The sequence below is a fragment of the Pseudomonas sp. dw_358 genome, assembly GCF_018449655.1.
Lineage (GTDB): Bacteria > Pseudomonadota > Gammaproteobacteria > Pseudomonadales > Pseudomonadaceae > Aquipseudomonas.
In genome coordinates this window covers 73,307-98,198 of sequence record NZ_JAAVUX010000007.1, presented here as the reverse complement: position 1 = coordinate 98,198, position 24,892 = coordinate 73,307, and the positions used below count along the sequence as shown (strand labels likewise).

The following is a 24,892-nucleotide window of genomic DNA, read 5'->3' as shown; positions in this document are numbered from 1 at the left end:
TTTCTGAAGATTAATTTAGGTTGGCGTCCGGGGGAGCCTATGTGCCATCCGTCGGGTGTGCAAGTTGACGCCCGTCCAAAGGCGACGGAGGGCTAGCTTTAAACGGCCTGCGCCTCTATTTTGATATCATTCTGGCATTATGGTAGTTGGAGACCCGAGAGTGTTCATGACCCCAGCGACGCGAGCTCAGGAACAAAGGCTCGCCGCGCTCTATGCGCTCCAATTGCTGGATACGGCAAGCAACGAATGCTTCGACCGCATCTGCCGCCTTGCGGCTGCCTATTTCAAGGTGCCGACAGTGCTGATTTCCCTGGTGGATCGTGACCGCCAGTGGTTTCTTGCGCGGGTCGGGTTCGAGGCCAGCGAGACCCCGGTGGAAGAGTCCATGTGCGCCACCACCATCAAGGGCAGCGGCGTGCTGGAGGTGGCGGACGCGCGCAGAGACCCGCGCTTCCGTGACCTGCCCTCGGTGACGGCGCGCGACGGTGTGCGCTTCTACGCCGGGACCCCGCTGGTGACCGGCAGTGGCCACGCCATCGGCTCACTGTGCCTGATCGACGTGTTGCCCCATCAGCTCAGTGCCTCCGAGCGCTCGCTGCTGGCAGACCTGGGGGCGATGGTCATGCAGCAGATCGAGCAGCGCCATGCTGCCTTGCGTCATGATCACGTCAGCGGCCTGCCCAACCGCGAACAGTTTGCCAGCGACTTGCAAGAGCTGGCCGAGGATGCGCTGGGTGAGCGGCGCTCGCTGGTGGTCATCGACGCCCTGGACATGACCTGGGCCCATGAGTTGACTCTTGCCATGGGTATTCGCCCGTTCGAGGAAATCATCCGTTGCATCGCCACGCGCCTCAAGGCGCAGCTGGGCGAGGTGACGCGGGTCTATCACATCGGGGTCAAGCGCTTCGCCTTCCTGACCCCCGACCAGGTACAGGACTTTGGCCTCTTCATCGACACCCTGATCGGCAGCCTGCGGGCACCGACTATCATTGATGGCTTGCCGATCCGGCCCATGGTACGGGCCGGCAGTGTTGACTTCATGGTCAACCCGCAGGTGCTCAAGGATGTTGTACGCAAGGCCATGTACGCCGCCGAGTTGTCGCTGGCGGCGCGCCAGTCGTGGTCGGCCTATGACGCGGTGCAGGATGCCGTGCATCGGCGGGCCTTCAGCCTGGCATCGGACATTGGCGAAGCCATGGTCACCGAGCAGCTGTATCTGATGTTCCAGCCACGCTTTGCCATCCCCGACGGCAGCCAGGTCAGCGCCGAGGCCTTGCTGCGCTGGGAACACCCCAGGCTGGGGCCGATTTCGCCGGCCGAGTTCATTCCGGTGCTGGAGAAAAACTCGCTGGTCCATGAAGTCACCCGCTGGGTCATCGACACCGCCGTAGGCAAGCTGGCGGGCTGGCCGGCGGCCTGCTCGACCAAGTTGTCGCTGAACCTTTCGCCGCAGGATTTCGAAGGCCACGACATCACCGGGGTGCTCAAGCGCGCCTGCAGCCGTTATGACGTCGGCCCGGAACGCCTGGAAGTGGAAATCACCGAGGGCGAATGGTTGCGCTCCAACCCCCAGGTGCTCAAGGAACTGGCGGAGATCCGCGGGCTGGGCATCGACGTAGCCATCGACGATTTCGGTACCGGCTACAGTAACTTCTCGTACTTGCACGAGATCCCGGCCAATGTGCTCAAGCTGGACAAGTCGCTGGTCACGGAGCTGGAAAACGACACCCGCTGCCAGTTGATCGTCAGTTCCATCATCGACCTGTCCGCCAAGCTGGGTTATCGCACCGTGGCCGAGGGCATGGAGACCTTCAAATGCCTGCAACTGCTCAAGTCGTTCGGCTGCGACGAAGCCCAGGGCTACTTCTTTTCCCGGCCCATGGTCGAATACGACTTCGTCGCCTGGAGCTGTGCCTCGCAGTTTCCGTTGCGGCGCGTCTAGTGAGCAATGCGCTCCAGGGCCAGGTTACGGGTCTTGGGGCCGAATACACCGATGGTCACCATCACCACCAGCATGCTCGCCACGATAAAGGCCAGCACTCCCGGCGTGCCCCAGTGCTGGAGGAAGAAGCCGATCATCAGGCTGCTGAACACCGTTGACAGCCGGCTGAACGAGTAACAGAACCCCACCGCCCGAGCACGGATGTGGGTGGGGAACATTTCGCTCTGGTAGGCGTGGTAACTGAAGGTCAGCCAGGCGTTACAGAACGTGATCATGACCCCGCAGGCGATCAGCCCGAGGGCCGAACGCTGAAAAGCGAACAGGGTGCCGAACAGCACGGTGCCCAGGGCCGAGCCGACGATGCCCCATTTATTTTCCATGCGGTGAGCCACGCCCGACAGGAGCAGGGGGCCGAGCGGGTAGGCCAGGGTAATGACGAAGGCATAGGCCAGGCTGTGGGTCAGGCCGACGCCCTGACCGTTGAGCAGGGCCGGCAGCCAGTTGCCGAAGCCGAAGAAGCCGATGGCCTGAAAAATGTTGAACGCAATCAGCATCAGGGCGCGCTTGCGGTAGGGCGGCTGCCAGATGTCGGCGAAGCGCCCTTCGATCGCCACCGGGACGTCTTCCAGATCCGGTGCGGCCAATGGCTTCCCGCGATCGTGCTGACAGCGTGCTTCGATCGTTGCCAGCACCTGCTCGGCCTCGTCCAGGCGGCCCTGCTGCGCCAGCCAGCGCGGCGATTCCGGCAGTCTGCGGCGCAACCACCAGATCACCAGCGCAAACACCGCGCTGGCCAACACCACCCATCGCCAGCCGGCCATGCCCCAAGGCGCCTGGGGCACCAGCCACCAGGACATCAATGCCACCGCTGGCACGGAAAGAAACTGCACAAAAAAAGCAAAGGCGAACGCCGCGCTGCGCATGGCCTTGGGCACTAGTTCGCTGAGGTAGGCGTCGATGGTCACCAGCTCGATGCCCAGGCCGATGCCCACCACGAAGCGGCACAGGATCAGGCCGGTGGCGCTGCTCTGCAGCCCCATCAGTACGGTGGCGACGGTGTACCAGAGCAACGCAAAGGTGAATACCGCGCGGCGCCCGTAGCGGTCGGCGAACGGGCTGAGCAGGCTGGCCCCGGCGAACAGACCCAGAAAGGTCGCCGAGGCAAATGCCGCCTGGTCGGAAACACCAAAGGCGCCTGCGCTGCCGTTGGCAAAGATTCCGGCCTGAATCAGGCCGGGGCTGATGTAGGCGGTCTGAAACAGGTCGTACAGCTCGAAAAAACCACCGATGGAGAGCAGGGTCACCAATTTCCACAACGTCGCTACCGGAGGCAGTCGGTCGATGCGGGCGCTGATCTGGGCGACGCGGGCGAGGTGAGGCATTTTGACGGGCCTGGAGAGGGGGGCGGGGGAGTTTAATGGGTGGCGGGGGGGAATGTCGAAATGATCGGTGGGGGCACACGTGCCGTCATTGAACCCCAGCCCTGCCAAAACAGTCATCTGCTACTCATCTCCTGCCGTAGCCAAGGACCCGCCACCATGTTCCCAGGATTCAAACGCGACCTGCGCCCCGTCAACGACATCGAAATCGCCTACCGAGTCGGGGGCAAGGGGCCGGGCCTGTTGTTGTGGCATGGGCATCCGCAGACCCATGCCATGTGGCACAAGGTCGCCGGGCGGCTGGCCGAGCATTTCACTGTGGTGCTGGCGGACCTGCGCGGCTATGGCGACAGCTTTCGCCCCGAGGCCGACGAGGCGCACCACAACTACTCCAAGCGCCAGATGGCCCGGGACGGCTTCGAACTGATGCTGTCCCTGGGCTTCGAGCGCTTTCGGGTGCTGGCCCACGACCGCGGCGCGCGGGTGGCCCATCGACTGGCGCTGGATTTTCCCCAGGCGGTGGAGCGCATGACCCTGCTGGACATTGCCCCGACGGTGGCCATGTACGAGCAGACGAACGAGGCCTTCGCCCGGGCCTATTGGCACTGGTTTTTCCTGATCCGTCCGGCCCCCTTGCCGGAAACCCTGATCGACGCCGACCCCGAAGGCTATCTGCGCAGCGTCATGGGCTCGCGTCACGCCGGCATGGCGCCGTTCACCGAGGCCGCCTTCACCGAATACCTGCGCTGCCTGCGCCGCCCTTGCTCGGCGCGGGGCATCTGTGAGGACTACCGCGCCAGTGCCTCCATCGACCTGGCGCACGACCGCGAGGACCTCGCGGCCGGACGGCGTTTGAGCCTGCCGCTGCAAGTGCTGTGGGGCAGCCATGGCACGGTGGGGCAACTGTTCAATCCGCTGGAGGAATGGCGCAAGGTCGCCACTGATGTCACAGGGCAGGCCTTGCCCGCCGGCCACTATCTGGCCGAAGAGGTGCCTGAAGAACTGTTGGCCCAGGCTTTACCGTTCCTGTTGGAGGGTGAGCCGACGTCGTTTGAAACCGAGACCATTTGAGGGGTTCGCGTCAACGATTTACCCGTAATACCGGGGCTTGAGCTATCTTCTGCCGTTGCCCTTCTGCGACACTTCGCCTCATGTTAGTTAGTTTGCTATCTATTTCTTCCGGAGCTGGTAGCGCGCTAACGAACTCATGTGAGTACCGTGTCGCCTGAAGGAGTATCTAAATGAATAGACGAGACGCCTTGATCTCGCTCGTGCAACTGACTGCATTGGGTGTTGCGACAACGGCCAGCGCCAATGTCATCAACGCGAACACCCAACTTCCCATTGGCACCCAGCCGGACGCCTTGCCGCGCATCCCGCGCAAGGGCGGCCTGACCTACCTGACCCCTGACGAAGCCAAGGAAGTGGCGGCGATCTTCGACCAGTTGATCCCCCACGACGAACTGGGCATCAGCGCCAGCGAAGCCGGCTGCGTCGACTTCCTCGATCGCGAATTGGCCGGCCCGTTCGGCCAGGCGGCCAGCGTCTATCGCCTCGGCCCGTTCAAGGACGGTACGCCGCAGCAAGGCCCGCAGTTTCGCCAGACCCCGGCCGAGCGCTACCGCGCCGGGCTCAAGGACCTCGGCGCCTATTGTCAGAGCCAGCACGGCAAGGCCTTCAGCGCGCTGGACGCAGACACCCAGGTGACCCTGCTGCACGCCTTGGAGGACGGCAAGATCAATTTCCCCAGCACCCCGGCGGCCGACTTCTTTGCCCTGCTGTTGCAGAACGTGCGCGAAGGCTACCTGGCCGACCCGATCTACGGCGGCAACAAAGGCATGGTGGGCTGGAAGTTGATCGGCTTCCCCGGCGCCCGTTACGACTATCGCCCGTACATCCACAAGAAGGGCGTACCGCTCAACCTCGACCCGGTGAGCCTGATCGATAACGCGTGATCTGCGTGACGCTGCCGACCCCATTTTTTGCGAGCCAGGCGCCCGGCTTCAGCGCCGCGCCTGACTGCGCGTAACAAGGATTGACCCATGGCAAATGCAAGACCCAAAGCGGACGTAGTGGTGATCGGCCTCGGCTGGTCCGGCTCGGTCATCGCTGAAGAACTGGCCCGCGCGGGCCTCAAGGTGGTCGCCATCGAGCGCGGGGCCTGGCGTGATACTGCCACGGATTTCCCGCCGTCGGTGGACACGGACGAATTGCGCTGGTCGACCCGTAAAGAGATCCTCCAGCCACCGAAGCTGGAAACCTACACCTTCCGCAACAACGCCTCCCAGGATGCGCTGCCGGTGCGCGAGTGGAGCAACCTGACCCTCGGTTACAACGTCGGCGGCGCCGGCACCCACTGGGCCGCTGCGTCGTGGCGCTTCAACCCGTTCGACTTCACCCCGTACAGCACCACCATCGAACGCTACGGCAAGGACCAACTGGTGCCAGGTCTGCTGGTGCAGGACTGGGGCATCACCTACGACGAACTGGAACCCTTTTACGACCGTTTTGAACGCATCGCCGGCACCAGTGGCCAGGCCGGCAAGATCAACGGAAAAATCATCCCCGGCGGCAACCCGTTCGAAGGCTCGCGCAGCCGCGACTTCCCGACACCGCCGCTGGTGCCCAGCCGCTGGAACGACATCTTCACCCAGAAGACCACCGAGATGGGCCTGCACCCGTTCCCGGTGCCGGCCGGCACCATCTCCACGGCATACGTCAACGCCCTGGGCGTGCACATGGGCCCCTGCACCTACTGCGGCTATTGCCAGCTGTTCGGTTGCGGCAACTGGTCCAAGAGCAGCCCCAACGCCTGCGTGGTGCCGGCGCTGATGCGCCAGCCGACCTTCGAGGTGATGACCGAGACCGAGGTGCTGCACATCAACAAGGCCGCCGACGGCAAGACCGCCACCGGCGTAAGCTTCGTCGGCAAGGACGGTGTGGTCGGCGAGCAGCCGGCGGACATTGTCATTGTTGCCGCCTACCAACTGGACAACGTGCGCCTGATGCTGCTGTCGGGCATCGGCGAGCCGTACAACCCGAAGACCAAGCAGGGCGTGATCGGCCGTAACTACAGCTTCCAGACCCTGTCCTACGCCTACCTGTGGTTCGAGAACGAGTACCTCAACCCGTTCATCAATACGGGTTGCCTGGCCATCCAGATCGACGACTACAACGCCGACAACTTCGACCACACGGGCCTGGGCTTCATTGGCGGTGCGGGTATTCAGTCATTGTCTAACAACGGTTTGCCCATCGGCATGTCCGGCAACCTGCCCAAAGGCGCGCCGACCTGGGGCAAGGGCTACAAGAAGGCCTTCCAGCACAGCTACCAGAACTGGGCCATGGTCCAGGGCCAGGGCACCAGCTACTCCCACGAAGACGCCTGGTTCGACCTTGACCCGACCTATAAGGACCAGTACGGCCGGCCGCTGATGCGCATGACCTTCGACTACAACCTCAATGACAAGCGCTCCGGCGAGTTCGTGCGCAAGCAATGCGAGACCATTGCCCACGCCGTAGGCGGTACCCAGATCGAGTCGTACAACTTCGCGGCCGACCATTACACGCCGTTTCGCAATAACGACTCCTCCCACACCATCGGTGGCGTGGTCATGGGCATGAACCCCAAGACCAGTGCCCTGAACCGCTATCAGCAAAGCTGGGACGTACATAACGTATTTGTCCTTGGCGCCTCATCGTTCCCTAACAATGGCGGCTTCAACCCGACCATCACCATCGGTGCGATGGCGCTGTGGACGGCCAAGGCGATCAAGGAACAGTACCTGAAAAACCCCGGCCCGCTGGTACAGGCATAAGGACACGCATCGATGAGAAAAAGCAGATTATTCGCAGGCGTGGTCGTTGTGGTCCTCGCCGGTGTCGGCATTGCCTTGTACAACAATGGCAATACCCGCGCCGATGACGTGGCCGACAACCAAATGACCGCCGCCGACCCGGCCAAGCCGGATGCCGCCGCCGTGACCCGTGGCGCCTATGTGGCCGCCCAAGGCGACTGTGCGGCCTGCCACACCGCGCCGGGCGGCAAGCCCTACGCTGGCGGCTATGCCATTCAAACGCCATTTGGCGCTATCAACTCCAGCAACATCACCCCGGACCGCACTCACGGTATCGGCGACTGGACCGAACGCGATTTCTTCCGCGCGGTGCGTCATGGCAAGCGCAAGGACGGCGCCCTGCTGTACCCGGCCATGCCCTACAACGCCTACGTGAAGATGAACGATGCCGACCTGCATGACCTGTGGGCCTACATGCGTTCCCTGCAGCCAGTGAGTCAGGCGCCGACCCCCAACACCTTGGGCTTCCCGTATAACATCCGTCTGGCGATGCTCGGCTGGAACCTGCTGTACTTCAACAACGCAGGCTACGTGGCCGACCCTAAACAGTCGGACGCGTGGAACCGGGGTCGCTACCTGGTGGACGGCGCCGGTCATTGCGCGGCCTGCCACACCAGCAAGAACGCATTGGGTGGCGACACCTCGGCCTACCTGCAAGGGGCTGAGCTGCTGGGCGGCTATGCACCGGAAATCACCAACAACCCGCACCTGGGTCTGGGCAACTGGAGCGAGCCGCAGGTGGCCCAATACCTGAAGACCGGCAGTAACGACAAGGCGGTCGCGGCCGGCGCCATGGGTGAGGCGGTGGAGCATTCGACCCAGTACCTGACCGATGCCGATACCGCCGCCATTGCGGGTTACCTCAAGTCCCTGCCGGGCTCCAACGCCCAGGCACCGACCGCACTGGCGGGTGACAACCCGGTCATGAAACGGGGTGCTCATCTGTACGAGACCAACTGCATGGCGTGCCACAACGTCAGCGGCGAGGGGATCAAGGGCATGGTCACGGCCTTTACCGACAACTCGGGCATTCGTGCGCCGAGCGCGGCGAATCTGGTGGGCACGGTGCTCAAGGGCGGTCGCGCGGCCGCTACCGAAAGCAACGTCACCGCCGCCGGCATGCCGTCGTTCGCGTGGAAGCTGAACGATGCCGACATCGCTGCCGTGTTGACCTTTGTGCGCAACAGCTGGGGCAACGCTGCGCCTGAGGTTCACGCGCAGGAAGTGGCCAAGGCGCGCAGTGACCTCAAGCTGGTGGATGCGGTTCATTGAGCTAACTATGTAAGACCCGGGTCTGGGGCGGGTGTGGTCTTCTGGCGGCCCTTTTGCCGCTGGAGCATCACCCCATGACCACTGTTTCTCCCAATACCGTATTCGTCGCCGAGCGCCTGCCCAATTGGGTCAAGGCACTCGACCGCGACACCCTCGCCACCTTGGGCGACACGCTGCTGCTGGAGCAGAGCGTCGGTTCCGACCTCTGGTTCACCTCGGCCAGCGACACCCAGCGCCAGACGCTGCTGACGCGTCAGGCTCGGCGCGCCGCGTGCCGCCGTACTGTCTCGGCGCTGATCCCCTCGTTCAAGACCGTGATGGCGTTCACCGAAGGCTTGCTGCAAGCGCGAATCAAGGAGCGCTTCAACCTCGAGCTCGACGTGCACGCCAACTCACTGGTGTACGTGCGCGGCAGTGCGTCGTTTGCCGGGTTGATGCAGCAATACGAGCCCGTCGAGCAAAGCCTGCTGCTGGCCGCGCTGCATAACTTCACAGAAGGTCAGACGTTCGACGCCAACGCCGGGCTTGTCGCTGCCAACGGCTATGACATCGAGAACGTGACCCCCGAGCAGCTGCGCCTGGCGCCGCAGAACTACGGTGATTTCCAGCTGGACTTCATCGAGCTGCAGCCCCAGAGCAACCCCTATCCGCTGTTTCGCTTCAAACCCCAGGCGCGCCTGCCCATCAAACCGGCCGAGTTTGCGACCCTGTGCCGCGAGCTGGACCTGGGCCGACTGTATCAGGATTACCTGACGGCCACCTTTGCCCCCGGGGCGGTCACTGCGGCGCTGGTGGAGCTGCGCAAGGCCGAGTTCGCGACGCTCTGCCAGGTGGCGCTGCTCAAGGGCGATATCGACGCCGCTGCGTTTGTCTTGCTCGAACGTTGCCACGACGGCGAGGCACTGACGTGCGCCGACAAGCCGATGAAAGCCGTACGCATGAGCGTGCTGGGGGCCGAACTGCACGACGTGGTGCTGTTTGTGCCCATCGACAACCACAGCACCGAGCCGTGCATCGCCTGGATACCGGGCGACTCGCAGGTGCCGCTCAAACGCTACGCAAACAGTGGTGCGTTCATGCGCGACCTGCTGGGGCGGTTGGATGACGCCGCCTACCTGACCGAGTTTCTCGGGCGGATCAACCTCAATATGCGCGTGCCCATCAGCGAGCGATTGGCCAAGCGGCTGCTGGACACCCACCCCAACCTGGCCGTCGACACCCAACCCTGTGAAATGCCGCTGTTCGACCACCTGCAGCGCCGTCACCGGCTGTGGCTGCTGAGTCAGGGCCAGTGCCAGGCGATCCCCACCGCGCGGGTCGATCAGCTGGACACGCTGGACCGCTGGGAAGGGTATCTGGACAGTGGCATCAACCTGCTCAATTTAGCGGCGATGTTCATCCCGGTGCTGGGTCCGACGCTCATGTCGGTCATGGCTGCGCAGACCATGAACGAGCTGTATCACGGCTTGGCGGACCTGGCCGAGGGAGACAAGGCTGCGGGCTGGAGCCACCTGACAGGTATCGCCTTGAACCTGGGGCTGATGGGAGCGGTGCACGGCGTTGTGTGGGCGTCGAACAATGTGGGGGCTTTTACCGACGAACTGCTCCAACTCAAAGGCCCTGACGGCGTCCCCCGTTTATGGGACCGAAATATCGCGCCCTATGCCACCGACCGGCTCATCGACCCGGCCTGGCGACCCAACGCCATGGGGCTATATGAGGTCGAGGGGGTGATGTACCTGCCCAGGGATGGCCGGCTTTATCCGACCCAGGTGGACTCAGTGACCGGCGCGCGACACATCGTCCATCCGAGTGACGCCCAGGCGTGCCCGCTTTCTTTGGACGAAGCGGGCGGCAATGGTTGGCTGCATATAGGCGATCAACCTGCCGCGTGGGACCGTTATCAACTGCTGAGGCGCATGGAACCCAAGGCTCAGGCCTTGGACGATGCGCACCTGGAGCAGGCCATGCTGATTGCCGATGTCGATGAAACCACGGTGCGCAAGGCGCTCGACCAAGGTTTGCCGGTGCCTTGGTCGCTTGTTGACACGCTCGAACGGATGACCACGATTCAGGAGCTGGACCGGGTGATCGCCGGTCTGAGAAGCGGGCAGCCGCTGACCAGCCCGTATCCTTTGCCTGTGGCGGCGTTGGTGGAGCTCCCTGACTGGCCCGAAGGTTTGGCGCTGAAGGTTTTCGACGGCAGCGACGCTTGGGGGCCGTTCACCGAGTATGGTGACCTCGAGTCATTCAACGCCCGGCGTATAGAAGTCGTGCGCGAGGATTTTGGCAAAGGGGCGCGTATTGACGATATCCGCATCAAAATGGGTGAAGAAGCGGTTCGCAGCCTGCTCGGCGAGACAATGGCCGAAACCGAAGCCCAACAGACCCGACAGATCGAACAGCGGCTCGCCGACCATTTGCAAGGCAAGCGCTACGACTTGTTCGAGCAATGGCACACCGCGCAAGAGCAGGGCAATTTGGGCATTGGCAGTGCGCCCTTGCCGGATGCAGCCGAGCGGGTCGTCACCGGGCGGTTTCCTTCTTTGAACGAGCGGCTGGCACGTGCCGTGCTCGCTGACGCGACCACCGCCGAACGCGCCTTGTTGGAGAAGCAGCGGCTCCCGTTGCGGCTTGCCGAGAAGGCCCATCGCGTCCAGCGACAGAGGCGTTTGAACCAGGCGTTGCTCGATGCCGCTTACTTCCCGGGGCGCACTGGCGACAGTCAACGGGTGTTGATGGCCGCGCTGGAACACCAGCCAGGGTGGGGCGCAGACGCGCGCATAGAACTGCGCGATGGCACTGCCGCGGGGCCGTTGCTGGCCGCCTCGGGCTCGGCACAGGCTGGGCAGGTTCGGCTGATCGGCCACAGTCAGGGTCGTTTTGTGCCCTACGACAGCAACGGTCGACCGCTGCCTGAAACCCCCAGCCTGGGCCAGGCGCTGCTGACGGTCATGCTGCCTGCAGATCGGACGGCGCTGGGTTATTCCCTGCAAGACGGTGGTTCGTTGGAGCGCGTGTTGGCCGAGTCGGCCCTTACCGAGCGTCTGCGCAGCGCCCGCGCCTTGGGTCAAGCCGAGGCACCGATGGCCTTCCGACCTCCGACCCGGCTCATTGATGGCCGCATCGGTTACGAGGCCAGCGGGCGTGGCCGGTTGGGCACCTGGGGGCGTTTTTTGGAGCATGACGGGTCCGTACAGAATCGCCTCAGGGCGCTCTATCCCAACATGGACGAGCCAGGGCTGACCGGCATCAGAAACCGCTTGGGCAGAGATCTCTATACGGGGCTGCAGCGGCTGGAGATGGAGCACCAGGTGCTGCTGCGAACACTCGATGAATGGGTCAACCTTGCATCACCGGCGCAGGCAGCCGCCCGTCAAGAGGCGCATGCGCGCATCGTTGCCGCATGGCGCCAAGAACCGGCGACCGCGATCCCCCCCCGTATCGTCCGGCCGGGGTTGGGCCTGGATCTCTCGGGACTGGAGATTGGAGCGTTACCGACCCTGACTGCCCGCATGGATCACCTCCTTTGGCTGGACCTGGGCCGAATGGGTTTCACGAGGCAAAGTCTCGAAGGCTTTTTGCTGCCCTTCAATCAGCTGACCCGTCTGTACCTGCCAGGTAACGGGCTGACGGGCCTGCCCAGTCAGCTATCCGCGATGGGGCGTCTGCGCGTGCTAGACCTCAGCGACAACAGCCTCGCTTGGCAAGCGCAGATGTTCGAACCCCTGGAACGCTCGAACCTGCTGTCCCTGGAGTTGAGTCGCAATCCATTGGTGCTTTCGGGGGAGGGTGTGTTGGCCCTCAATCGGTTGACCAGCCTGAGGCGGCTGGTGATGCGCGACGCCCAGCTCGCTTTGACCGCCGCCGATTTCCGAGTGCTTGCGCAAATGAATCTGCAAGAGCTGGATCTTCAAGACAACCAGATTGTGCTGAATGAGCAGGCTGCCAGTGCTTTCGATCACATGCCTGAACTGCGCTCGCTCAATCTGGCCGGTAATCGACTGGGCCGAGCGCCGCACCTGGAAAATCTGCGTGCCTTGGCTTATCTGGAGCTCTCTTTCACCGGGATTGCCGAGTGGCCGGACGGCCTGCAGACCTTGCTGACGGCCCAGCCACCGGCACTTCAACAAGTGTGGTTGTTGCAAAATCCCATCACCGAAGTGCCGTCGTTATTAGCGGCGCGGTTTGCCGGGCCAGAGCGACCATTTCCCTTCCGCCATCTGGTCATGGACGATGCCCGCCTGTCTTCGGCGAGCATAGGTCGCTTGCGTGAGATCGGTATCACTCCCCTGCTGGCCAATCCACCCATATGGATGGAAACCGCCGATGAGGAGCTGACCACGCGATTCAGGGCACTGCGTGATGAGCCCGGTGCCGAGGCTTTCATGGATATCCTGCAAGTTGTCTCGCGAACCGCTGATTACCGGCATGACCCAGTGGGTATGCGCGCGCGCCTGCGTCGAGTGGTCGAAGGTCTGACCCCCCAGCCACCGCGGCCGGGGATCACGGATCTGCGCCACGAGCTGTTCGAACTCGCGCAGGAGGCCGAAAGAACGTGCGGTGATGGCCGGCAGCTGGTGTTCAACCAGGCTGAAAATCTGGTGGAGATCTACCGGCTTCTGACGGACGAAAACGGTCCGGATCTGATCTATTTCATGCCCGCGCTGCCTTATAGCAGGCGCTTGTACACACTGGATCTGGTCGACAGATTCGCCCGCGAGATCATCAATGGTCGAGTGATGCGGCGCAGTCACATCTACCTTGCGCCGGCCAATGCCGAGGAGGCCCTTGCGCCGCAGCTGGCTGCGAACGCTCAGGAGTTGGCACCTGGCCGTCAGTATCTGCACCCCAGCGACATGATCACTGACGAAGAGTTGCAAACGGCCCCGGATGAAGTTGAATTGCGTCTGGCCCTGCGCTGGGCACTGGCCGATCGGTTCGATTTGCCCAATGCCCCTCTCGACATGCTCTATACCGAGACGCTGCGCGCGCCGACAGTCAACACAGTGGCCGGCTTGGTCGAGGGCCTTCTCACCAGCCAGGGCATGCTGACCTGGCTGGAGGGGCAGCCGTACTGGCGCTCGTTTCTGCGACGCTTATATCCCCAGGCGTTCACCGAACTGGACACAAGGTGGGAAGAGTACGGCGCCGCTGTCTTCGAGCTGAGCCGTGATGTGCCGGATGAGGTTCTCCTGCCTGACACACTTTTGCAGGATTTCCGCAGTTATCTGCCCGATCTGCCGTGGCAACCGGAGAATCAACCGCAGCGGGTGTTATTGAACGATGACGACGCCCGGTTGCTGAGCCAGGTCGTCAATCAGCGCCGCGAAGAAGCGCTGACGGCTTTGCGTCTGGAGCTCACTCAGCCCATGGTAGAGGCCCTGCATCTGGACTGATGCCCGGACTTTCCTGACCCCAGCAATATATAGGTCACTGGCCCGCGCACCCTCTGGTGTCCTGTCGATCCTCTTCTTCAGGACGCCTGCCTCATGACCCTTCATCCCACCACCTTATTCGTCGCCGAGCGCCTGCCCAATTGGGTCAAGGCACTCGACCGCGACACCCTCGCCACCTTGGGCGACACGCTGTTGCTGGAGCAGAGCGTCGGTTCCGACCTCTGGTTCACCTCGGCCAGCGACACCCAGCGCCAGACGCTGCTGACGCGTCAGGCTCGGCGCGCCGCGTGCCGCCGTACTGTCTCGGCGCTGATCCCCTCGTTCAAGACCGTGATGGCGTTCACCGAAGGCTTGCTGCAAGCGCGAATCAAGGAGCGCTTCAACCTCGAGCTCGACGTGCACGCCAACTCACTGGTGTACGTGCGCGGCAGTGCGTCGTTTGCCGGGTTGATGCAGCAATACCAGCCCGTCGAGCAAAGCCTGCTGCTGGCCGCGCTGCATAACTTCACAGAAGGTCAGACGTTCGACGCCAACGCCGGGCTTGTCGCTGCCAACGGCTATGACATCGAGAACGTGACCCCCGAGCAGCTGCGCCTGGCGCCGCAGAACTACGGTGATTTCCAGCTGGACTTCATCGAGCTGCAGCCCCAGAGCAACCCCTATCCGCTGTTTCGCTTCAAACCCCAGGCGCGCCTGCCCATCAAACCGGCCGAGTTTGCGACCCTGTGCCGCGAGCTGGACCTGGGCCGACTGTATCAGGATTACCTGACGGCCACCTTTGCCCCCGGGGCGGTCACTGCGGCGCTGGTGGAGCTGCGCAAGGCCGAGTTCGCGACGCTCTGCCAGGTGGCGCTGCTCAAGGGCGATATCGACGCCGCTGCGTTTGTCTTGCTCGAACGTTGCCACGACGGCGAGGCACTGACGTGCGCCGACAAGCCGATGAAAGCCGTACGCATGAGCGTGCTGGGGGCCGAACTGCACGACGTGGTGCTGTTTGTGCCCATCGACAACCACAGCACCGAGCCGTGCATCGCCTGGATACCGGGCGACTCGCAGGTGCCGCTCAAACGCTACGCAAACAGTGGTGCGTTCATGCGCGACCTGCTGGGGCGGTTGGATGACGCCGCCTACCTGACCGAGTTTCTCGGGCGGATCAACCTCAATATGCGCGTGCCCATCAGCGAGCGATTGGCCAAGCGGCTGCTGGACACCCACCCCAACCTGGCCGTCGACACCCAACCCTGTGAAATGCCGCTGTTCGACCACCTGCAGCGCCGTCACCGGCTGTGGCTGCTGAGTCAGGGCCAGTGCCAGGCGATCCCCACCGCGCGGGTCGATCAGCTGGACACGCTGGACCGCTGGGAAGGGTATCTGGACAGTGGCATCGACCTGCTCAATTTAGCGGCGATGTTCATCCCGGTGCTGGGTCCGACGCTCATGTCGGTCATGGCTGCGCAGACCATGAACGAGCTGTATCACGGCTTGGCGGACCTGGCCGAGGGAGACAAGGCTGCGGGCTGGAGCCACCTGACAGGTATCGCCTTGAACCTGGGGCTGATGGGAGCGGTGCACGGCGTTGTGTGGGCGTCGAACAATGTGGCGGCTTTTACCGACAACGTACTCAGAGCCGAGGGGCCGGATGGTGTGACCCGGCTATGGAATGCCGACATCACGCCTTATGCGGCCGATCTTGCCGTCGACACTGGCTGGCAGCCCAATGCGAGCGGGCTTTACGCCCTGGGTGGTGTGGAATACCTGCCACTCGACGGCGAATTTTACCCGACGCGGCTCGATGCGTTGACCGGCGAGCGTCTGATCGTGCGGCCGGCCGCGCCGGGGAGTCTTGAGCCGATGTTGCGAGGTTCGGCTCGTAGCGGATGGCTGCATCAGGGTGAGGAACCGCTCGCCTGGGATCGCTATAAATTGCTGCGCCGAGCGGAGCCACAAGCATGGGTGCTGGAGGAGGCGGACCTGGACCAGGCTTTGAGGATCGCCGATGTCGAGGAGCCGATATTGCGTGCAATGGTCACCTGCCAGGCAGCTGTGCCTGTGGCCCTGACCGATACTTTGCAGCGCTTTGCTGCGGCCCGAGAGATAGACCGTGTGATCGAGGCGCTGGGTGCGGGCCAGCCGGTCACCAGTGTGTACCGTTTGCCGGTCGAGCGGGTGACTGAGCTGCCGGGCTGGCCGGCTGACAGGATGCTCAAGGTATTCGAAGGCCCGGAGCTATGGGGCGAGTTCAAGCTATACGGTATGCCTGCAACGGCCGCGGGTGAGCCTGTGACGATGTCGCGTCATGACTTTGTGCACGCCGATCGCATCGAAAAACTGCTCCTCACGTTGGGCGATGAAGACGCCAGCCGCCTGGCGGGCGGCGCGGCGTCCGATGTTACGCGACAGGCTGCAGGGGTGCGCACGCAGTTGGCCGAACACCTGCGTGCAGTACGCCGCGATCTGTTCGAGGAGGTTTATCACCTGCAGCCGCCTGCACCTGACCGGCTGCCGCTTCAAGCCGGCGAAGCCGTTATCGGCCGTGATTTCCCCGGTCTTGAGCAGGCTCAACGGCGAGAGCTGCTCGAAGGTGCGACCTTCGAAGAACTCAAGCGGCTGAACGCAGGCAGAGTACCGCTACGGATGGGCGAAGCCGCGCGCGCCCTGTTGCGCGAGAAACGGATCAGCCGCGCCATGGCGGGGCTTTACCAGCCTGCTTTGAGTAACGCCGACACCGAGGTATTGAAGGCTGCCTGGGGCAATAACCCCTCCATCTCCGCTTTGGATCGTGATCAGGCAGCCGAGTTATTAGGTATCCGCCGGCGTCGCGGCGCCTTTCAACGCCCGGTGCGGGTCGGTCGTCGGGTCGGGTACCCGGCCAGTGGCCGCGGTCGTTTACCCGCCACCCATCGAGCGCGAATGCAAGCGTTATACCCCTCACTAGAGGCGCCGCAGATTGATGCATTGATGGCCGAAGTGGGCGTGTCAGAGTCGTTGTTGCAGGAGTGGCTATTGGCGCGTGAAAGCGAATTGGCCGAGTGGCTGCCGCGCCTTGAGACATGGCGCACCGAAACCGGCGATGAACGCCAGGCGTATCATCGGGGAGAGGTGACGAGTGCCCTGGAGCAAGCATGGCGGCGCGGTTCACCCCCTGTCGTGACCGCCGATGGCCAGGCAGTGGGCCACGAGCTCAACCTCGATGGGCTGGACCTGCGCAGCATGCCGCCACTGCCGGCTGATTTTGCCTCTGTCAAACGGATCAGCATGAACCGTACCTTGTTGAGCGAGCCGCCTGACGCTTTACTGCGTCGCTGTCCGCAGTTGCGCCATCTCTTCATCACTGAGACCCCGTTGACGGCCCTGCCTGAGACGTTGACCGAGCTGCCCGCACTGACTCGATTACGCCTGAACAACAACGGCCTCGTCTGGACGGACCAGGCTCAAGGCATACTCGATTTGATGCCCACTCTGATGGAGTTGAACCTGAGCTATAACCCGTTGGGGCGAGCGCCTGAGGTCTCTCGCTTGCTGAGGCTGCGCGGCGCTATCCTGCCGCGCTGCCAGCTGTCGGAGTACCCGCTGAGCGTGTTAGGGCTACCTATGCTGGAAACCGTTGATCTGCGCGGCAATCAGCTGACCGAGGTGCCTGAGCAAGTGCTGGCCCCAGGTACTGACACCCTTGATCGCGTACAGCGAATCAACCGAGGCACGCTTCTGGCGGATAACCCACTTGGGCCCGAAGCGTTACGCAGAATCCGGGTCTACTCGCAGCTTCGCGGTAATGCGTTCGGCTGGCCGGAGGCATGGTCGGCAGCGGGGCCGGTCGGGCGCACCGGGTTGCAACGCTGGGTTGCGGGTATGCCCAAAGAGGCTGCTGGGAGCCTTGTAGAGAAGTGGCAAGCGCTGGCAACCGAGCCACAGTGCGAAGCGTTTTTCGACGTGATCGAAGGGCTCAAGGATTCGGCAGAATATCGCGGCATCGGTTATGCGGGGCTGCGCGAGCGGGTCCGTAAAGTGATCGAGGCGGCATACGAGCACACCGCACTGCGTGAAGAGCTGTTCAATCAGGCCGGCCATCCGCGCACCTGCGGTGACGGTGCCAGTTATCTGTTCAGCACCCTTGAGGTCAGCACCCTGGTGCATGAGGCGAGGGTGGATGGCAGTGGTGAGGCCAGCGAGGGACCGCTCTTGAAGCTCGCCAAGGGCTTGTTCCGGTTGGACGAGGTGCAAAAGATCGCTTATGCGGATATTGCGGCTCGTACTGACGACATGATTCCCGACCAGGTCGAGGTTATCCTGCGGTACCGCACGGCGCTGGCAGATGCGCTGGATCTGCCCGGCCAGCCAAAAGAGATGCGATTCGAGGCGCTGGCTGGCGTCAGCGATGCCAGCATTGCGCAGGCACAGGCTGACGTTTTCGCGCTCGATGATTCCGAGCAGATGGTCGCGTCAATTGCGGCCCGGGATTTCTGGGTAGATAACACGCGCAGACTCAAGATATTCAAAGACGCCTTTGCGCAAATCGACGAGCGCTTGCACAAGCGCCTGGAGGTCGCGAGTGCCGATGCCGCCAGCGGCGCTATCAGTGAGGCCACTTTTATCAAACGCAGCGCCAGTCTCAATAAGGAGCGCGACAGGGAAATCCACAAGCTGGTCATGCAGCACACACGTGATGCGTTGAAACAGGAGGTGGAGATGACCGAGCTGTGAACGAAACACCCCGCACAAGGCGGGGTGTTTTTGTCTGGCGTCGAGGCTTCAGCCCGGCAACTGGAAGCCGGCGTGATGCACCAGATCCAGCAAGGGCTGCGGGTACACACCCAGCACGAACACCAGAATGGCGATGGCCAGCAACATCACCCCACCGGTGCGCTGTTCCCAGTTGAACGGCGCATCGCGACGACGCAGGGATTTCTCCATCAGGTACAAAGTCACCATCACCCGCAGGTAGTAGAACACGCCAATGGCGCTGCCGATGACCAGCGCGCCGGTCAGCCACCATTGGTGCGATTCAACGCCTGTGGCGATGATGTAGAACTTGCCGATGAAGCCTGCCGTCAGCGGAATGCCTGCCAGCGACAGCATCATCACCGTCAGCACGGCGGTCAGGTACGGACGGCGCCAGAACAGGCCACGGTACTCGTACAGCGCGTCGGCGTCGCGGCCGCTGTAGGGCGACGACATCAGCGTGATCACACCAAAGGCGCCCAGGCTGGTGAGCACGTAGGTGACCAGGTACACGCCGATCGCTTCCAGCGCCAGCCCCTTGCTTGCCACTAAAGCGATGATCAGGTAGCCGAAGTGGGCGATGGAGGAGAAACCGAGGATCCGCTTGATGTTGGACTGCACGACCGCCAGCAGGTTACCTACCAGAATCGACAGTACGGCAATGATCGACAGCACGTCGTTCATTGCGCCACTGCTCGCAGCAGGGGAGAGCTGGAACAGCCGCACCAGTACGGCAAATACCGCGACCTTGCTGGCCGTGGCCAGAAACGCCGCCACCGGCGCCGGGGCGCCCTCATAGACGTCCGGGGTCCACAGGTGGAAAGGCACCAACGACAGCTTGAACGCCAAGCCCACCAGCATCATGCCCAGGCCCAGTTGCGCCAGCAGGCTCGGCATGCCGGTGGCTTCCAATGCCTGGCCAATACCGCCGAAGGTCAGGGTACCGGCATCGGCATACAACAACGCCATACCGAACAGCAGGAAGCCGGAGCCGGCGGCCGAAAGCACCATGTACTTGATGCCGCCTTCCAGCGAACGCTTGTTGAAGAAGGCATAAGCCACCAGCCCGTAGACCGGGATCGACAACAGTTCCAGCCCGATGAACAGCCCGGCAAGGTGCTGCGCGCAGACCAGCACCATGCCGCCCAGGGCCGACATGAGAATCAGCAGGTACAGTTCTTCGCGATTGCCCGGAAAGCCCGCGCCGCTGCCTTCGCCCAGGTAGGCATGGGCAAGGGTGACGCAGGCCAGCGTGGCCACCAGAATCAGCGCCATGTACAGCGCTGCGAAGTTGTCCACCTGCAACAGCATGGTCACGCTGATGGGAGTGACTTTCAGGGCCGGCAGGATCGACAGCAACGCCAGGTTCAGCCCGGCGCAGGTCAGCAGGAAGGTTTGCGAATGATTGCGCCGCCAGGCGATCGCCAGCATCACCACCACAACGGTGGCACTGGTGATCAGCAGCGGAGCAAGCGCGATAAAGTGTTGAATCGTCAGGTCCATAGCGCTCTTACCGGGCCGAAGCGAGTTGAGTGAAGGCGGTGCCGAGCCATTGGCTGACACCGTGCATGGTCGCCGCGCTGGTATCCAGGAATGGCTGCGGGTAGAGGCCGAGCCAGACCAGCAGGACCGCCAGCCCCAGCACCATGGTCAGTTCGCGACCGTCCATGCCGGCCAGGACCGTGTCGGACTTGGCCGGCCCGAAGTAGGCCCGGTGGATCATGATCAACGAGTAGACCGACCCGACCACCAGGCCGAAGGTGGCGATGGTGATGACGACCGGCGAATGCATGAAGGTGCCCATCAGGATCAGGAACTCGCCGACAAAGTTGCCGGTGCCCGGCAAGCCCAGGGACGCGGCGGCGAAGAACAGGCTGATGGCGGGCAAGTAGGCGATCCGTGACCAGACCCCGCCCATCTCACGCATGTCCCGGGTGTGCAGGCGCTCGTACAACTGGCCACTGAGGATGAACAGCGCCGCTGCCGAGAGACCATGAGCCAGCATCTGCACCACCGCACCTTGCAGGGCCATCGCGTTGCCGGAGTAGATTCCGATCAACACGAACCCCATGTGCGAGACGCTGGAAAAGGCGATCAGGCGCTTGATGTCGGTCTGCGCAAACGCCAGGAAGGCGCCATAGAAGATACCGATCAGGCCCAGGGTCATGGCGATGGGCGCGAACTCGGCCGAGGCATTGGGAAACAGCGGCAATGCAAAGCGCAGCAGGCCATAGGCCGCCGTCTTCAGCAGGATACCCGCCAAGTCCACGGAACCGGCCGTGGGCGCCTGGGCGTGGGCGTCTGGCAGCCAGGAGTGCAGCGGCACCACGGGCAGCTTCACCGCAAAGGCGATGAAGAAGCCCAGCATCAGGATGTACTCGGTGTGCGGTGCCAGCTTGGTTTTCAACAGATCGGTGTAGTTGAAGGTGATCACGCCCGTGGTGTTGTAGTTGACCAGCACCAGGCCAAGGATCGCCACCAGCATGATCAGGCCGCTGGCCTGGGTGAAGATGAAGAACTTGGTCGCCGCGTAGATCCGGGTCTTCTTGCCGTCCGCCGAGCTATGACCCCAGAGCGCGATGAGGAAGTACATCGGCACCAGCATCATTTCCCAGAAGAAGAAGAACAAGAACAGGTCCAGGGACAGGAATACGCCAATGACGCCGCCCAGGATCCACATCAGGTTGAGGTGGAAGAAGCCGACGTGGTTCTGCACCTCTTTCCACGAACACAGCACCGAAAGCATGCCCAGCAGGCCGGTGAGCAGGATCATCAGCAGCGACAGGCCATCCAGCGCCAAGTGCACACTGATGCCGAAGCGTTCGATCCAACGGGCATGAAATTCCATGGCCCAGACCGGGTCTGCGCCAGGGGCCGGGGCCAGGTGATAGTCACCGTGGGCCCAGAGCCACAGGCCCAGGGCCAATTCCAGGGTCATGGTCAGCAGCGCAATCCAGCGCGGTACGGTAGGGCCGGTGCGCTCCGTGAGCCAGCACAGGAAGCCACCGATGAAGGGGATCAGGATCAGCCAGGGCAAAATCATGACAGGCTCATTTCCTTTTGAAGAGAAGCTGGATGCTGCGCAGTGGCAGGATTCATGTTCATACCGCCACCAGGATGGCACCGAGCACCAGCACCGCGCCGGCGGCCATGGACACCGCGTACCAGCGCAACTGGCCGGTTTCGGTGCGGCTCAAGGCGCTGTTGCCGGCCTTGGCCAGGCGCGGGATCAGGCCGATCGTCTGGTCCAGCGGATCGCGACGCAGAATGTGGCTGATGGCCAGGTATGGCTTGACCAGCACTTTGTCGTAGAACCAGTCGAAGCCCCAGGCGGCAAACCACCAGGCCGACAGGAAGCGCCCCGGGCCACTCTGGGCGATGGCCGTGGCCACGCGACGCTTGCCCAGGAACAGCACGGCAGCCAGCAGGATCCCCGCCAGGGCGATGGCGCCCGAGGCGATTTCCAGGCTGTGCTTGGCTTCGCCTCCGCCGTGTCCGGCACTTTCCGGCAACACGCCGGCCAGCGGCGGATGAATCCAGGCGCCGATGAATGTCGACAGCACGATCAGCACGCTCAGCGGCAGCCAGTGGGAAATCCCTTGGCCGGCATGGGCCTCGGTGTGCGCCTTGCCATGGAAGGTGATGAAGATCAGGCGGAAGGTGTAGATCGAGGTCATGAACGCGCCGAGCAGGCCAGCGTAGAGCAGGTGGGTGTTGCCGCTGGCGAAGGCTTCCCAGAGGATCTCGTCCTTGGAGTAGAAGCCGACGGTGATCAGCGGCAGGGCCGACAGTGCGGCGCCACCCACCAGGAAGCTGGCGTAAGCCAACGGCATCTTCTTCCACAGCCCGCCCATCTTGAAGATGTTCTGTTCGTGGTGGCAACCCAGAATCACCGAGCCGGAGGCGAGGAACAGCAGCGCCTTGAAGAATGCGTGGGTCATCAGGTGGAAGATCGCCGCCTGCCAGGCGCCGACGCCCAGGGCCAGGAACATGTAGCCGATCTGGCTCATGGTCGAGTAGGCGAGGATGCGCTTGATATCGGTCTGCACCAGCGCGGCAAACCCGGCCAGCACCAGGGTCACGCCTCCAACGATGCCCACCAGGTGCAGGATGTCCGGCGCCAGGGCAAACAGGCCGTGGGTACGGGCGATCAGGTAGACGCCGGCGGTGACCATGGTGGCGGCGTGGATCAGGGCCGAGACCGGGGTCGGGCCGGCCATGGCGTCGGCCAGCCAGGTCTGCAGCGGCAGCTGGGCGGATTTGCCCACGGCGCCGCCCAGCAGCATCAAGGTTGCCATGACGATCCAGAAGTCGCCGACCTGGAAGTGCGCCGGCGCACGGACCATCAGTTCCTGGATGTTCAAGGTGCCCAGTTGCTGGAACAGGATGAACAGGCCGATGGCCATGAACACGTCACCGATGCGCGTCACGATGAACGCCTTGAGCGCGGCGTTGCCGTTTTCCCGATGGCTGTAATAGAAGCCGATCAGCAGATAGCTGCACAACCCCACGCCTTCCCAACCCAGATACAGGAACAGCAGGTTGTCGGCCAGGACCAGGAACAGCATGCTGGCGATGAACAGGTTGGTGTAGGAGAAGAACCGCGAGTAACCCTCTTCACCACGCATGTACCACGACGCGAACAGGTGAATCAGGAAGCCCACCCCGGTGACCACACCGAGCATGGTCACCGACAGGCCGTCCAGGTACAGGGTGAAGTTCGGCTCGAAGCCGTCCACCGACATCCAGCGCCACAGCTCCTGAGTGTACACACCGCCCGGGGGAGGGGAGACGTTGAACTGCCAGATGGCGATGAAGGCAAACAGCGCGGCCAGGCCGACGGCGCCGACGCCGATCAGCGCCGAGAGGTTTTCGGAAAGGCGTCCCCTGGAAAACGACAGCAGCAGGAAGCCGATGAGGGGAAATACGAAGGTCAGAAAGATCAGGTTCATCCGCGCATCTCACTGGCAGCGTCGATATCAAGCGTGTGGAAGCGGCGGTACAGCTGCAGCAGGATCGCCAGGCCGATACTGGCCTCGGCGGCTGCCAGGCTGATCACCAGGATGAACATGATCTGTCCGTCCGGCTGACCCCAGCGTGCACCGGCCACGACGAACGCCAGAGCCGAGGCGTTCATCATGATTTCCAGGCTCATCAATACGAAGAGAATGTTGCGGCGGACCATCAGGCCGGTCAGGCCGAGGCAGAACAGGATACCGGCAACCGCCAGGCCATGTTCGAGAGGGATAGCGGGCATGGGTTACTCCTTCGCCTCGGTACGGCCAAGATGGAATGCCGTGACGGCGGCGGCGAGCAGCAACATCGAGGCCAGCTCCACCACCAGCAGATACGGCCCGAACAGGCTGACGCCGACAGCCTTGGGGCTGACGGTGGTGGTGCCGATGGCCGCACCGCTGTCGCTGCTGAACAGCACGTACAGCAGTTCGAACAACAGCATGCCGGCGAGGAACACGGGCCCGGCCCAGATGCCGGGCTTGAGCCAGGTGCGTTCCTGCTGCACCGACTCAGGCCCCAGATTGAGCATCATTACCACGAAGACGAACAACACCATGATGGCACCGGCGTAGGCGATCACTTCCAGCACGCCCGCGAAGGGCGCACCCAAGGAGAAGAAGGTCATGGCGACGGCGATCAGGGAGACGATCAGGTAAAGCAGGGCGTGCACGGGGTTTTTGTTGGTGATCACCCTGAAGGTGGACACGACAGCAACTCCGGATGCGAAATAGAAAGCGAATTCCATCTTTCTTCCTTAAGGGAGCAAGCTCTTCACGTTGATCGGTTCGGCTTCGTTCTGCGCGGCGCCTTTGGGCTTGCCGGCCACGGCCATGCCGGCGACGCGATAGAAGTTGTAGTCAGGGTTCTTGCCGGGGCCGGAGATCAGCAGATCTTCTTTTTCGTACACCAGGTCCTGACGCTTGAACTCGGCCATTTCGAAATCCGGCGTGAGCTGGATCGCGGTGGTCGGGCAGGCTTCCTCGCACAAGCCGCAAAAGATGCAGCGGGAGAAGTTGATGCGGAAAAAGTCCGGGTACCAGCGGCCGTCTTCGGTCTCGGCTTTCTGCAGCGAGATGCAGCCCACCGGGCAAGCCACCGCGCACAGGTTGCAGGCCACGCAGCGCTCCTCGCCGTCGGGGTCGCGGGTCAGGACGATGCGACCGCGGTAGCGTGGCGGCAGGTACACCGCCTCTTCCGGATATTGCAGGGTGTCGCGCTTGCGAAAGCCATGGCCGAAAACCATGATCAGGCTGCGCAGCTGGGTACCCGTACCCTTAACGATGTCGCCGATATATTTGAACATGAGTC

At 63.0% G+C, this 24,892-nt stretch carries 14 protein-coding genes; 7 read left to right on the top strand and 7 right to left on the bottom strand.

Going from position 1 to position 24,892, the window contains the following annotated elements; all coding sequences use genetic code 11:
- Positions 1–166 precede the first annotated feature (166 nt).
- On the top strand, positions 167–1,942 hold the full coding sequence (locus HB675_RS12765) for a sensor domain-containing phosphodiesterase (RefSeq protein ID WP_213878688.1): 1,776 nt from the start codon (positions 167–169) through the stop codon (positions 1,940–1,942).
- Here the strand turns inward: HB675_RS12765 and HB675_RS12760 are convergent.
- Positions 1,939–3,324 carry an MFS transporter gene (locus tag HB675_RS12760; RefSeq protein WP_213878687.1) on the bottom strand — a complete coding sequence of 462 codons (1,386 nt, stop codon included), beginning with the start codon at positions 3,322–3,324 and terminating at the stop codon, positions 1,939–1,941. The two genes, HB675_RS12765 and HB675_RS12760, sit on opposite strands and share 4 nt — an antisense overlap.
- 156 nt (positions 3,325–3,480) lie before the next feature.
- On the opposite strand from HB675_RS12760, the gene HB675_RS12755 reads away from it, so the two are divergent.
- The 6 genes from HB675_RS12755 (at position 3,481) to HB675_RS12730 (ending at position 18,550) form a co-directional block, all read left to right on the top strand.
- Entirely contained in the window at positions 3,481–4,392 is a 912-nt protein-coding gene (locus HB675_RS12755; RefSeq protein WP_213878686.1) for an alpha/beta hydrolase, read from the top strand.
- Between the two features lie 170 nt (positions 4,393–4,562).
- Positions 4,563–5,276, top strand: coding sequence for a gluconate 2-dehydrogenase subunit 3 family protein (locus tag HB675_RS12750; RefSeq protein ID WP_213878685.1), 714 nt, complete (start codon positions 4,563–4,565; stop codon positions 5,274–5,276).
- 87 nt (positions 5,277–5,363) lie between these two features.
- The gene (locus HB675_RS12745; protein WP_213878684.1) at positions 5,364–7,139 is read left to right on the top strand and encodes a GMC family oxidoreductase; all 1,776 of its coding nucleotides are present in this window, start codon (positions 5,364–5,366) and stop codon (positions 7,137–7,139) included.
- 12 nt (positions 7,140–7,151) lie between these two features.
- Positions 7,152–8,450, top strand: coding sequence for a c-type cytochrome (locus tag HB675_RS12740; protein WP_213878683.1), 1,299 nt, complete (start codon positions 7,152–7,154; stop codon positions 8,448–8,450).
- A gap of 74 nt (positions 8,451–8,524) precedes the next feature.
- On the top strand, positions 8,525–13,849 hold the full coding sequence (locus HB675_RS12735; RefSeq protein WP_213878682.1) for a DUF6543 domain-containing protein: 5,325 nt from the start codon (positions 8,525–8,527) through the stop codon (positions 13,847–13,849).
- A gap of 93 nt (positions 13,850–13,942) precedes the next feature.
- Positions 13,943–18,550 carry an NEL-type E3 ubiquitin ligase domain-containing protein gene (locus tag HB675_RS12730; protein ID WP_213878681.1) on the top strand — a complete coding sequence of 1,536 codons (4,608 nt, stop codon included), beginning with the start codon at positions 13,943–13,945 and terminating at the stop codon, positions 18,548–18,550.
- Positions 18,551–18,598: 48 nt separating this feature from the next.
- Here the strand turns inward: HB675_RS12730 and nuoN are convergent, their stop codons facing one another.
- The 6 genes from nuoN to nuoI are packed head-to-tail and all read right to left on the bottom strand — an operon-like array spanning position 18,599 to position 24,887.
- The gene (gene nuoN, locus HB675_RS12725) at positions 18,599–20,071 is read right to left on the bottom strand and encodes an NADH-quinone oxidoreductase subunit NuoN (RefSeq protein ID WP_213878680.1); all 1,473 of its coding nucleotides are present in this window, start codon (positions 20,069–20,071) and stop codon (positions 18,599–18,601) included.
- A gap of 7 nt (positions 20,072–20,078) precedes the next feature.
- On the bottom strand, positions 20,079–21,611 hold the full coding sequence (nuoM, locus tag HB675_RS12720; protein WP_213878679.1) for an NADH-quinone oxidoreductase subunit M: 1,533 nt from the start codon (positions 21,609–21,611) through the stop codon (positions 20,079–20,081).
- Between the two features lie 58 nt (positions 21,612–21,669).
- On the bottom strand, positions 21,670–23,520 hold the full coding sequence (gene nuoL / locus HB675_RS12715) for an NADH-quinone oxidoreductase subunit L (RefSeq protein ID WP_213878678.1): 1,851 nt from the start codon (positions 23,518–23,520) through the stop codon (positions 21,670–21,672).
- The gene (gene nuoK, locus HB675_RS12710) at positions 23,517–23,825 is read right to left on the bottom strand and encodes an NADH-quinone oxidoreductase subunit NuoK (protein WP_213878677.1); all 309 of its coding nucleotides are present in this window, start codon (positions 23,823–23,825) and stop codon (positions 23,517–23,519) included. Before nuoK ends, nuoL begins: the two co-directional genes overlap by 4 nt.
- 3 nt (positions 23,826–23,828) lie before the next feature.
- Complete coding sequence (nuoJ, locus tag HB675_RS12705; protein ID WP_213878676.1) at positions 23,829–24,329, bottom strand: NADH-quinone oxidoreductase subunit J; 501 nt, start codon at positions 24,327–24,329, stop codon at positions 23,829–23,831.
- A 9-nt stretch (positions 24,330–24,338) separates the two neighbouring features.
- Positions 24,339–24,887 (bottom strand): NADH-quinone oxidoreductase subunit NuoI, encoded by a 549-nt coding sequence (nuoI, locus tag HB675_RS12700; RefSeq protein ID WP_213878675.1) that lies wholly within the window; start codon positions 24,885–24,887, stop codon positions 24,339–24,341.
- Between the last annotated feature and the right edge of the window lie 5 nt (positions 24,888–24,892).